This is a genomic window from Pseudomonas cichorii (genome assembly GCF_015471405.1).
Lineage (GTDB): Bacteria > Pseudomonadota > Gammaproteobacteria > Pseudomonadales > Pseudomonadaceae > Aquipseudomonas > Aquipseudomonas serbiensis.
This window is the reverse complement of record NZ_BLVZ01000014.1, coordinates 34919-46470: the sequence shown is the minus strand read 5'-3', so window position 1 is coordinate 46470 and position 11552 is coordinate 34919. Positions and strand designations below refer to the sequence as shown.

The window sequence follows — 11552 nt, the reverse complement described above, 5'->3', positions numbered from 1 at the left end:
ATCGGCCATGAATGCACGCAAGGCTGTGCCGTTATTGATCTACATCCTGTTTCTGCTGGTGCCGATCTACTGGCTGCTGAACATGTCGTTCAAGAGCAACACCGAGATTCTCGGTGGCCTGACGCTCTGGCCGCAGGATTTCACCCTGGCCAATTATCGGGTGATTTTCACCGACCCAAGCTGGTACAGCGGTTATATCAACTCGCTGTATTACGTCTGCCTGAACACGGTCATTTCCCTGGCGGTGGCATTGCCGGCGGCTTATGCGTTTTCGCGTTACCGGTTCCTGGGTGACAAGCATCTATTCTTCTGGCTGCTGACTAACCGCATGGCGCCACCGGCCGTGTTTTTGCTGCCGTTCTTCCAGCTTTATTCCTCGATTGGCCTGTTCGACACCCACATTGCCGTGGCGCTGGCTCACTGCCTGTTCAATGTGCCGTTGGCGGTGTGGATTCTGGAAGGCTTCATGTCGGGTGTACCCAAGGAAATCGACGAGACTGCCTATATCGACGGCTATAGTTTTCCTCGCTTCTTCGTGAAGATTTTCGTGCCGCTGATTGGCTCCGGCATCGGCGTGACGGCGTTCTTCTGCTTCATGTTTTCCTGGGTGGAGCTGCTGCTGGCGCGCACCCTGACGTCGGTCAACGCCAAGCCCATCGCGGCAGTCATGACCCGTACCGTATCGGCATCGGGTATCGATTGGGGCGTGCTGGCGGCGGCAGGAGTGCTGACCATTCTGCCGGGCATGCTGGTGATCTGGTTTGTTCGCAATCACGTGGTCAAGGGCTTTGCCCTGGGCCGGGTCTGAGGAGTCGAGATATGGAGTGGATGGCCTGGACTTCACTGACGGCGAGTTTCTTCGGCGTCATCGCTTTGTTGCTGGTGGGCATGACGGTGTGGGAACTGAGTTCGCCTTGCGTCGAGCGGCGCGGTTTTCTGCCGATCGAGACCAGTCGGGGGGATCGTTTGTTTATCGGACTGCTGGCAAGTGCCTACCTGCATTTGCTGGTCATCGGCGTGACGGACTGGAGCATCTGGATCGCCTCGCTGGTATCGCTGGTGTGGTTGTTTGTCGTAATGCGTTGGGGGTAGCCGAGCAACTGTTTCGTGCCGGGACTGTCCGGGAGGCGGCAACGTGCCCTGGGTAATAATCATCTGGAGGTGTCTATGTTCTACAAAAACAACAAGCTGAGACATAGCGTGGCGCTGGCTTCGATGCTGGCATGCAGTGGATTGAGCGTGACGGCGTGGGCGGATGCCTATGAGGATGCCGCGAAAAAATGGATCGGCTCCGAATTCAAGCCTTCGACCCTGACCCCTGAGCAGCAGTTGGCCGAGCTGGAGTGGTTCATCAAGGCGGCTGAACCGTTTCGCGGGATGGAAATCAAGGTGGTGTCGGAAACCCTGACCACCCACGAATATGAATCCAAGACCCTGGCCAAGGCGTTTACGGAAATCACCGGGATCAAGCTGACTCACGACCTGGTGCAGGAAGGGGACGTGATCGAGAAGATCCAGACCCAGATGCAGTCGGACAAGAATATCTACGACGGCTGGGTAAACGACTCGGACCTGATCGGTACCCATTTCCGCTACGGCAAGGCGCAATCTCTGACCGAACTGATGGCCAGTGATGCTGGCAAGAAAGTGACATCGCCGACCCTGGACCTGAAAGACTTTATCGGTCTGTCCTTCACGACCGCGCCCGACGGCAAGGTCTATCAATTACCTGATCAGCAGTTCGCCAACCTTTACTGGTTCCGCGCCGACTGGTTCGAGCGTGCCGACCTGAAAGCGAAGTTCAAGGCCAAGTACGGCTATGAGCTGGGTGTGCCGGTCAACTGGTCTGCTTACGAGGACATTGCCAAATTCTTCAGCGAAGACGTCAAGGAAATCGACGGCAAGCGCATTTATGGCCATATGGACTACGGCAAGAAAGACCCATCACTGGGCTGGCGCTTCACCGATGCCTGGTTCTCCATGGCGGGTGGCGGCGATAAAGGCCTGCCGAACGGTCTGCCTGTGGACGAGTGGGGGATTCGCGTAGAAAACTGCCGTCCGGTGGGGTCGAGCATTACCCGTGGTGGTGACACCAATGGCCCGGCGGCGGTATTCGCCACTCAGAAATACATCGACTGGCTCAAGGCTTATGCGCCACCGGAAGCGGCGGGCATGACGTTCTCCGAGTCTGGCCCGGTGCCTTCCCAAGGCAACGTCGCGCAGCAGATCTTCTGGTACACCGCGTTTACTGCAGACATGACCAAGCCCGGCTTGCCGGTGATGAATGCCGATGGCACGCCCAAGTGGCGCATGGCACCTTCGCCCAAAGGCCCGTACTGGAAAGACGGTATGAAACTGGGGTATCAGGATGTGGGATCGTGGACTTTCCTGTATTCGACACCAGAGAAACAAAGGTTGGCAGCCTGGCTGTACGCGCAGTTCGTGACCTCGAAAACCGTTTCCCTGAAGAAAACCATCGTAGGGCTGACGCCGATTCGTGAGTCGGACATCAACTCCAGGGAAATGACAGAGCTGGCACCCAAGCTGGGTGGTCTGGTCGAGTTCTATCGCAGCCCGGCCCGTGTGCAATGGTCGCCGACCGGCACCAACGTTCCTGACTACCCGAAACTGGCTCAACTGTGGTGGAGTCATGTTGCGGAAGCGGTAACCGGCGAGAAGACTGCGCAACAGGCTCTGGACGGGCTGGCCAAGGATCAGGACTCTATCCTGATGCGGCTTGAGCGCTCCAAGGCTCAGGAGAAGAGCGGCTGTGCACCGAAGCTGAACCCGGAAACCACGGCAGAAGAGTGGTACAAGAAGGGCGAGGCGTCTCCGGACGGCTGGGCTGCTCCGCAACGCAAACTGGCCAACGAGAAGCCCAAAGGCGAGACCGTGGCGTATTCCGAGCTGCTTAAAAGCTGGGAGGCGGCACGCAAGTAATCGATGACCTGAATGAAAACGGCACCTCATGAGGTGCCGTTTTTCATTGTGGGAACACTCAGTCGTGCAGGGTTTCAGCAGCGTACAGGGTGTTTTCCAGCAGGCAGGCGCGAGTCATCGGGCCGACACCGCCCGGTACGGGGGTGATCCAGCCTGCGCGGGGCAGGGCGGTTTCGTACACGACGTCACCCACCAGCTTGCCGTCTTCCTGGCGGTTGATACCGACGTCGATGACGATTGCGCCAGGCTTGATCCACTCGCCCTTGACCAGGCCGGGTTTGCCAGCGGCTACCACCACCAGGTCGGCGCGGCCGACATGGCCTGCCAGATCCTTGGTGAAGCGGTGGGTCACGGTGACGGTGCAGCCGGCGAGCAGCAATTCCATTGCCATCGGACGACCGACGATATTGGAGGCGCCTACAACCACGGCGTCCAGCCCGTACAGATCGACACCGGTGCTTTCCAGCAGGGTCATGATCCCTTTGGGGGTGCATGGGCGCAGCAGCGGGATGCGCTGGGCCAGACGACCGACGTTATAAGGATGGAAACCATCAACGTCCTTGTCCGGGCGAATGCGCTCCAGCAGCAGGGAAGCGTCCAGATGCGCAGGCAATGGCAGTTGCAGCAGGATGCCGTCGACATCGGCGTCGCTGTTGAGACGATCGATCAGCTCGGTCAGCGCAACCTGTGTGGTCTCGGCAGGCAGGTCGTAGGCCTGGGAAATGAAGCCTACTTCCTCGCAGTCCTTGCGCTTGTGAGAGACGTAAACCTGGGAGGCGGGGTCGCTGCCCACCAGAATCACCGCGAGGCCTGGCGTACGCAGGCCTTGCTCGCGACGTTCGGCGACACGTTTGGCGATCTGCTGGCGCAGGCTGGCGGCGATCGCTTTGCCGTCGATAAGTTGTGCAGTCATGACGCGTGATTAACCATCGAGAGGGAAAAAATGAGCGCGCATTCTCGCATGACATGACGCAGGGGCAAAGGCGCTTGGTCTGTATATTCAGCTAACTCCTTTATCTAACTGAATTTTTTTCAAAAAAGAGTTGACGACCCCCAGGGGCGTCTATAAGATTCGTCGCACTTGCCGGGCAGCACCCAGCACTGCTTAAGAAGCTGGCGCTGGTTGATGTAAGTCGGGTGGAGTTGAAAATCAACTCGACGTGATTGAAAGCCTTCTAATTTGTACTCAATAAAGAATGCAGATTATATAAGTGCCCGTAGCTCAGCTGGATAGAGCATCCGCCTTCTAAGCGGATGGTCGCAGGTTCGAGTCCTGCCGGGTGCGCCATTAAAGGCGGCTTTGGCACGGTAGGTGAGTTGTAGTAGATGCATGCAATATGGTGGGCGTAGCTCAGTTGGTAGAGCACAGGATTGTGACTCCTGTTGTCGTGGGTTCGATCCCCATCGTCCACCCCATATTCGGAGAGGCGCCAGATTTATTAATCATAAACTGGCGCCTTTGCTTTAAAAGCTTGTAACGCGGATGTGGTGGAATTGGTAGACACACTGGATTTAGGTTCCAGCGCCGCAAGGTGTGAGAGTTCGAGTCTCTCCGTCCGCACCAAGATATAAATAGTGAAGCCTTGATACATTCACTATTGAAAGAAGCCGCCTAGTGCGGCTTTTTTTGTTTCAGCGTGTTGGTTTTATCGTCTCGCTGGTCGGTTGGCGCGTTGCCGCCGGTCGAGCGGGGCGCGCTACGCGGATGGAATCGGTAGCGGTCCGGTGCACGTGCTTCCTTTATATAGCCCGTGCCAGACGCTTTGCCGGTGCTGTAAAGGCCTTGTTGTCTTTGCTCGCCAGCAGTCCGCTTCCATCCTCTTAAATCTGCCCTTTTTCAGTAGGGTGACTTCTTGAGTTTGACCCACTAGAATGCATGCCCTTGATTCTGGGGTCGGAAACGGCCGGCTAACGTCTGTGCAACGAGGAATATCCATGCAAGTTTCTGTTGAAAATACTTCCGCTCTTGAGCGCCGCATGACCATTGGCGTGCCTGCCGAACGCATCGAGACTGAAGTCAACAAGCGTCTGCAGCAGACCGCACGTAAAGCCAAGATCCCGGGCTTCCGCCCTGGCAAAGTGCCTATGAGCGTAATCCGCCAGCGTTATGAAGATGGCGCGCGCCAGGAAGCACTGGGCGATCTGATTCAGGCTACCTTCTACGAAGCAGTGGTTGAGCAGAAGCTGAACCCGGCTGGCGCACCTGCTGTAGAGCCAAAGTCCTTCGAGAAAGGCAAGGACCTGGAATACATCGCCACTTTTGAAGTGTTCCCTGAGTTCACTGTTGCAGGTTTCGAGTCCATCTCCGTCGAGCGCCTGTCCGCCGACGTAGCTGACAGCGACCTGGACAACATGCTGGAAATCCTGCGCAAGCAGAACGTTCGTTTCGAAGCGGCCGATCGTGCTGCCCAGAACGAAGACCAGCTGAACATCGATTTCGTTGGCAAGGTTGACGGCGAAGTCTTCGCTGGCGGTTCTGCTACTGGCACCCAGCTGGTTCTGGGTTCCGGCCGCATGATCCCTGGTTTCGAAGACGGTCTGGTTGGCGCCAAGGCGGGTGAAGAGCGCGTTCTGAACGTCACCTTCCCTGAGGACTACCAGAACCTGGAGCTGGCTGGCAAAGCCGCTGAGTTCACCGTTACCGTCAACAGTGTTTCCGCACCAACGCTGCCTGAGCTGAACGAAGAGTTCTTCAAGCAGTTCGGTATCAAGGAAACCGGCATCGAAGGTTTCCGCACCGAAGTTCGCAAGAACATGGAGCGTGAGCTGCGTCAGGCCATCAAGTCCAAGGTCAAGAACCAGGTCATGGACGGTCTGCTGGCCGCCAACCCGATCGAAGTTCCAAAAGCCCTGCTGGAAAACGAAGTCAATCGTCTGCGCGTCCAGGCTGTTCAACAGTTCGGCGGCAACATCAAGCCTGACCAGTTGCCTGCAGAGCTGTTCGAAGAGCAAGCCAAGCGTCGCGTCGAGCTGGGCCTGATTGTTGCTGAAGTGGTCAAGCAGTTCGAGCTCAAGCCAGACGACGCTCGCGTTCGTGATCTGATCCAGGAAATGGCCTCTGCCTATCAAGAGCCAGAGCAGGTTGTTGCCTGGTACTACAAGAACGAGCAGCAAATGAACGAAGTACGTTCTGTTGTGCTTGAAGAGCAAGTTGTGGATACTGTTTTGCAGAAAGCTAGCGTGACCGACAAATCGGTCTCCTACGAAGAAGCGGTCAAGCCGGTAGAAGCTCCAAAAGCCGACTGATTTCTCTTTTCGTTCGAAAAACACCCACAAGCCAGCCTTCGCGCTGGCTTGTGCGTATTCAAGACTCGACTATTTGGGAGTGAATGCAGGACATGTCCCGCAATTCTTATATTCAGCAGAACTCTGACATCCAGGCCGCTGGCGGCCTGGTCCCGATGGTTATCGAGCAGTCCGCCCGTGGCGAACGCGCCTATGACATCTACTCGCGCCTTCTCAAGGAGCGTGTGATCTTTATGGTAGGTCCTGTAGAAGACTACATGGCCAACCTTATTGCGGCGCAACTGCTGTTCCTGGAAGCGGAAAACCCGGACAAGGATATCCATCTCTACATCAACTCACCTGGCGGTTCGGTGACAGCAGGCATGTCGATCTACGACACCATGCAGTTCATCAAGCCGGACGTGTCGACCATCTGTATCGGTCAGGCGTGCAGCATGGGTGCCTTCCTGCTGGCTGGCGGTGCCGAAGGCAAGCGTCATTGCCTGCCTAACTCGCGGATGATGATTCACCAGCCGTTGGGCGGTTTCCAGGGGCAGGCGTCGGACATCGACATCCATGCCAAGGAAATCCTGCACATTCGTCATCGCCTGAACTCGTTGCTGGCTCACCACACCGGTCAAAGCCTTGAAACCATTGAGCGCGACACCGAGCGTGACAACTTCATGAGCGCAGATCGCGCGGCGGAATACGGCCTGATCGACTCTGTGATCAACAAACGTCAAATGCCTGCCTAAGTAACTCAAAATGTGGGTGGTTGGACCAACCGACCACCTGCGGACTTGAAAAAGCCCGCAATAGCCTTCATCTTGTGTTGCAAGCCTACCGGATTGGATCGATCGAATGACTGACACCCGCAACGGCGAGGACAACGGCAAACTGCTCTATTGCTCCTTCTGTGGCAAAAGCCAGCATGAAGTGCGCAAATTGATTGCCGGCCCCTCGGTCTTTATCTGCGACGAGTGCGTCGACCTGTGCAATGACATCATCCGTGAGGAGGTGCAGGAAGCACAGGCCGAGAGCAGCGCGCATAAATTGCCTTCGCCTAAAGAAATCAGCGGCATCCTTGATCAGTATGTAATTGGTCAGGAACGTGCCAAAAAGGTTCTCGCAGTAGCGGTGTACAACCACTACAAGCGTCTGAACCAGCGCGACAAGAAAAACGATGATGTTGAACTCGGCAAAAGCAACATCCTGCTGATCGGCCCTACCGGCTCCGGCAAGACCTTGCTCGCTGAAACACTGGCTCGTCTGCTCAATGTGCCGTTCACCATCGCCGATGCCACGACCCTGACCGAAGCCGGTTATGTCGGTGAGGACGTGGAAAACATCATTCAGAAGCTGTTGCAGAAATGTGATTACGACGTAGAGAAGGCCCAGATGGGTATTGTCTACATCGACGAAATCGACAAGATTTCCCGCAAATCCGACAACCCTTCGATTACTCGTGACGTTTCCGGTGAAGGCGTGCAGCAAGCCTTGCTGAAGCTGATCGAGGGCACCGTGGCTTCCGTTCCTCCTCAAGGCGGGCGCAAGCATCCACAGCAGGAGTTCCTGCAGGTGGACACGCGCAATATCCTGTTCATATGCGGTGGTGCTTTCTCGGGTCTGGAAAAAGTCATTCAGAACCGTTCCACCCGTGGCGGCATCGGCTTCAACGCCGAAGTCCGCAGCAAGGAAGAAGGCAAGAAGGTTGGCGAATCCTTGCGTGAAGTCGAGCCTGACGATCTGGTCAAGTTCGGTCTGATCCCTGAGTTCGTGGGCCGTCTGCCAGTGCTGGCGACATTGGATGAGCTGGATGAGGCTGCGTTGATGCAGATCCTTACCGAGCCGAAAAACGCCCTTACCAAGCAGTATGCCAAGCTGTTCGAGATGGAAGGTGTGGACCTCGAGTTCCGTACCGACGCGCTGAAATCGGTTGCTCGTCGTGCGCTGGAGCGCAAGACAGGTGCCCGCGGTCTGCGTTCCATCCTGGAAGGCGTATTGCTCGACACCATGTATGAAATCCCGTCGCAGACCGACGTGAGCAAAGTGGTGATCGACGAGAGCGTTATCGATGGTTCGTCCAAGCCACTGTTGATCTACGAAAACAGCGAGCCGCCTGCCAAGGTTGCTCCTGACGCTTAAAGCGTAGAGAGACATACAGAAGGGGGCCTGCGGGCCTCCTTTTGCATTATTAGTGGCATCGTATCCTTCGTCTTTAGGGAACGTTTTTCTCCAATGAGCCACTAGTATCCTGTCCGGGAAGTCATTCTGCTTTTTTTGGCTGCGCCTGTAACCGCCTGATTGTGTTGCCATTCCTCGCCATGACTGGGTGCGGCGTCCTGTCCGATGGCTGTGCTCGTGCGTCAAAAAGAGAGCGTATTTTCAAAACAGGCCACTAAAGCTTGTTTTTTTTGAACGCTACCCCCATCTTGACTTCAAGCAACTTCCACCTGTCCACGGCCAATTGGCCGCCGTAGAGGCGAAATCATGAAGACCACAATTGAATTGCCTCTCTTGCCATTGCGTGATGTTGTGGTTTATCCGCACATGGTTATCCCGCTGTTCGTGGGGCGCGAGAAATCTATCGAAGCTCTAGAAGCAGCGATGACGGGCGACAAGCAAATCCTTTTGCTGGCGCAAAGAAATCCGGCTGACGACGATCCCGATGAAAAGGCTCTTTATAGCGTCGGCACGATTGCAACCGTATTGCAGCTTCTCAAATTGCCTGACGGCACCGTCAAGGTACTGGTTGAGGGCGAGCAGCGTGGCTCTGTCGAGCGTTTCATTGAAGTCGATGGTCATTGCCGCGCAGAAGTCGCGCTGATCGATGAAACCGACGCGCCTGATCGTGAATCCGAAGTCTTTGTGCGCAGCCTGCTGTCGCAGTTCGAGCAGTATGTCCAGCTTGGCAAGAAAGTCCCTGCCGAAGTCCTGTCGTCGCTCAACAGCATCGATGAGCCCGGTCGCCTGGTAGACACCATGGCGGCGCATATGGCGCTGAAGATCGAGCAGAAGCAGGAGATCCTCGAAATCATCGACCTGGCTGCCCGTGTCGAGCACGTGCTGGCCTTGCTGGATGCCGAAATCGACCTGTTGCAGGTTGAAAAGCGCATTCGCGGTCGCGTCAAGAAACAGATGGAGCGCAGCCAGCGCGAGTACTACCTGAATGAGCAGATGAAGGCCATTCAGAAGGAACTGGGCGATGGCGATGAAGGGCACAACGAAATCGAGGAGCTGAAAAAGCGTATCGAAGCCGCTGGCCTGCCTAAAGATGCTCTGACCAAAGCAACTGCCGAGCTGAACAAGCTCAAGCAAATGTCCCCGATGTCGGCTGAAGCGACTGTCGTGCGCTCCTACATCGACTGGCTGGTTCAGGTGCCGTGGAAGGCGCAGAGCAAGGTTCGCCTCGATCTGGCGCGTGCCGAAGCCATTCTCGACTCCGATCACTATGGTCTGGAGGAGGTCAAGGAGCGCATCCTTGAATACCTCGCCGTGCAAAAGCGCGTGAAAAAGATTCGCGGTCCTGTGTTGTGCCTCGTAGGGCCTCCTGGCGTCGGTAAAACCTCCCTGGCCGAGTCCATTGCCAGCGCCACCAACCGCAAGTTCGTGCGCATGGCCCTGGGCGGTGTGCGTGACGAGGCTGAGATTCGTGGCCATCGTCGGACCTATATCGGTTCGATGCCGGGTCGATTGATACAGAAAATGACCAAGGTTGGCGTACGCAACCCACTGTTCCTGCTCGATGAAATCGACAAGATGGGCAGTGACATGCGTGGCGATCCGGCTTCGGCATTGCTTGAGGTGCTTGATCCCGAGCAGAACCACAACTTCAATGACCACTATCTGGAAGTCGATTACGACCTCTCGGATGTGATGTTCCTGTGTACCTCGAACTCGATGAACATCCCGCCAGCGCTGCTGGACCGGATGGAAGTCATTCGTCTGCCCGGTTACACCGAGGACGAGAAGGTCAACATTGCCGTCAAATACCTTTCGCCAAAACAGATTCAGGCCAATGGCCTGAAAAAAGGCGAAATCGAGTTCGACGACGATGCGATTCGCGACATCATCCGCTACTACACCCGTGAAGCAGGTGTGCGCGGTCTTGAGCGCCAGATTGCCAAGGTCTGCCGCAAGGCGGTCAAAGAGCATGCGCTGGAAAAACGTTTTGCAATTCGTGTCACGGCCGAGATGCTCGAACACTTCCTGGGCGTGCGAAAATTCCGCTACGGTCTGGCCGAGCAGCAGGACCAGATCGGTCAGGTAACCGGCCTTGCCTGGACTCAGGTCGGCGGAGAGTTGCTGACCATCGAAGCGGCTGTGGTTCCCGGCAAAGGGCAGTTGATCAAGACCGGTTCTCTGGGCGATGTCATGGTCGAATCGATCACGGCGGCGCAGACAGTCGTGCGCAGTCGGGCCAAGAGCCTGGGCATTTCGCTGGATTTCCACGAGAAACACGACACTCACATCCACATGCCGGAAGGGGCTACCCCCAAGGATGGCCCTAGCGCGGGTGTAGGCATGTGTACGGCTCTGGTATCGGCGTTGACGCAGATTCCGGTGCGTGCCGATGTGGCGATGACCGGTGAAATTACCCTTCGCGGGCAGGTGCTGGCGATTGGTGGTTTGAAGGAAAAACTTCTGGCGGCGCATCGCGGTGGAATCAAAACCGTGATCATCCCGGAGGAGAATGTGCGCGATTTGAAGGAAATTCCTGACAATATCAAGCAAGACCTGCAGATCAAGCCTGTTAAATGGATTGACGAAGTCCTGCAAATTGCGCTGCAATACGCGCCGGAGCCCTTGCCGGATGTGGCTCCCGATATTGTTGCAAAGGATGAAAAACGCGAGTCTGACTCTAAGGAAAGAATTAGCACGCATTAAGTCTGTGTGGGCTTCCTTGACAGCTTTTTGGAGCCCTTGTTATAAAGCGGCTCTTTCTGGCAAGTACCAGCAAGCCCACCAGTGCTCGTTTTGCTTACCACCAAAAACTTAGAAACATACTCAATATAGAGATAAGGGGACTTAGAGTGAACAAGTCGGAACTGATTGATGCTATCGCTGCATCTGCTGATATCCCGAAAGCTGCTGCTGGCCGTGCGCTGGATGCAGTTATCGAATCCGTCACTGGCGCTCTGAAGGCTGGCGACTCTGTTGTATTGGTTGGCTTTGGTACGTTCTCCGTTACAGATCGTCCTGCTCGTATCGGTCGCAACCCACAGACTGGTAAGACGCTGGAAATCGCTGCTGCTAAAAAACCAGGTTTCAAAGCCGGTAAAGCCCTGAAAGAAGCTGTCAACTAAGCCTCTTGAAGCCTTTGCCCGCCGGGTCAGAGCCAATCTGAACCGGTAGCGCAGCGGTGGTGCAGCCGGTTGCAAGACCGG

The 11552-nt window shown here is 56.0% G+C and carries 9 protein-coding genes and 3 tRNA genes; 11 read left to right on the top strand and 1 reads right to left on the bottom strand.

Going from position 1 to position 11552, the window contains the following annotated elements; genetic code table 11:
• The first annotated feature begins 7 nt into the window (after positions 1-7).
• The 3 genes from JL015_RS21025 to JL015_RS21015 all read left to right on the top strand — a co-directional run bounded on the left by JL015_RS21025 (position 8) and on the right by JL015_RS21015 (position 2940).
• On the top strand, positions 8-808 hold the full coding sequence (locus JL015_RS21025; RefSeq protein WP_117165301.1) for a carbohydrate ABC transporter permease: 801 nt from the start codon (positions 8-10) through the stop codon (positions 806-808).
• Positions 809-819: 11 nt separating this feature from the next.
• Positions 820-1092 carry a DUF2160 domain-containing protein gene (locus tag JL015_RS21020; protein WP_201004336.1) on the top strand — a complete coding sequence of 91 codons (273 nt, stop codon included), beginning with the start codon at positions 820-822 and terminating at the stop codon, positions 1090-1092.
• Between the two features lie 75 nt (positions 1093-1167).
• Entirely contained in the window at positions 1168-2940 is a 1773-nt protein-coding gene (locus JL015_RS21015) for an ABC transporter substrate-binding protein (RefSeq protein WP_201004334.1), read from the top strand.
• 58 nt (positions 2941-2998) lie between these two features.
• On the opposite strand, the gene folD is transcribed toward JL015_RS21015, so the two are convergent.
• Positions 2999-3853 (bottom strand): bifunctional methylenetetrahydrofolate dehydrogenase/methenyltetrahydrofolate cyclohydrolase FolD, encoded by an 855-nt coding sequence (gene folD, locus JL015_RS21010; RefSeq protein ID WP_201019794.1) that lies wholly within the window; start codon positions 3851-3853, stop codon positions 2999-3001.
• A 298-nt stretch (positions 3854-4151) separates the two neighbouring features.
• Between folD and JL015_RS21005 the strand changes: the two genes are divergently transcribed.
• From JL015_RS21005 to JL015_RS20970, 8 genes are all read left to right on the top strand, one after another.
• A tRNA-Arg gene (locus JL015_RS21005) sits at positions 4152-4228 on the top strand.
• Between the two features lie 52 nt (positions 4229-4280).
• Positions 4281-4356: transfer RNA gene (locus tag JL015_RS21000), tRNA-His, on the top strand.
• 63 nt (positions 4357-4419) lie between these two features.
• Positions 4420-4504 (top strand) — tRNA-Leu (locus JL015_RS20995).
• A gap of 371 nt (positions 4505-4875) precedes the next feature.
• Complete coding sequence (tig, locus tag JL015_RS20990) at positions 4876-6186, top strand: trigger factor (RefSeq protein ID WP_201019793.1); 1311 nt, start codon at positions 4876-4878, stop codon at positions 6184-6186.
• A 92-nt stretch (positions 6187-6278) separates the two neighbouring features.
• Complete coding sequence (gene clpP / locus JL015_RS20985; protein ID WP_025259223.1) at positions 6279-6920, top strand: ATP-dependent Clp endopeptidase proteolytic subunit ClpP; 642 nt, start codon at positions 6279-6281, stop codon at positions 6918-6920.
• A 106-nt stretch (positions 6921-7026) separates the two neighbouring features.
• Positions 7027-8310 carry an ATP-dependent Clp protease ATP-binding subunit ClpX gene (clpX, locus tag JL015_RS20980; RefSeq protein ID WP_025259224.1) on the top strand — a complete coding sequence of 428 codons (1284 nt, stop codon included), beginning with the start codon at positions 7027-7029 and terminating at the stop codon, positions 8308-8310.
• Positions 8311-8655: 345 nt separating this feature from the next.
• Complete coding sequence (gene lon, locus JL015_RS20975) at positions 8656-11052, top strand: endopeptidase La (protein ID WP_201004328.1); 2397 nt, start codon at positions 8656-8658, stop codon at positions 11050-11052.
• 146 nt (positions 11053-11198) lie between these two features.
• Positions 11199-11471: an HU family DNA-binding protein gene (locus JL015_RS20970; protein ID WP_002552737.1), complete on the top strand. Its 273-nt coding sequence runs from the start codon at positions 11199-11201 to the stop codon at positions 11469-11471.
• The last annotated feature ends 81 nt before the right edge of the window (positions 11472-11552 follow it).

Bases quoted from the DNA above. Each gene is read 5' to 3' on its own strand.
- JL015_RS21025 (WP_117165301.1), top strand. From the start codon at position 8: ATGAATGCACGCAAGGCTGTGCCGTTATTGATCTACATCCTGTTTCTG.
- JL015_RS21020 (WP_201004336.1), top strand. From the start codon at position 820: ATGGAGTGGATGGCCTGGACTTCACTGACGGCGAGTTTCTTCGGCGTC.
- JL015_RS21015 (WP_201004334.1), top strand. From the start codon at position 1,168: ATGTTCTACAAAAACAACAAGCTGAGACATAGCGTGGCGCTGGCTTCG.
- folD (WP_201019794.1), bottom strand. From the start codon at position 3,853: ATGACTGCACAACTTATCGACGGCAAAGCGATCGCCGCCAGCCTGCGC.
- tig (WP_201019793.1), top strand. From the start codon at position 4,876: ATGCAAGTTTCTGTTGAAAATACTTCCGCTCTTGAGCGCCGCATGACC.
- clpP (WP_025259223.1), top strand. From the start codon at position 6,279: ATGTCCCGCAATTCTTATATTCAGCAGAACTCTGACATCCAGGCCGCT.
- clpX (WP_025259224.1), top strand. From the start codon at position 7,027: ATGACTGACACCCGCAACGGCGAGGACAACGGCAAACTGCTCTATTGC.
- lon (WP_201004328.1), top strand. From the start codon at position 8,656: ATGAAGACCACAATTGAATTGCCTCTCTTGCCATTGCGTGATGTTGTG.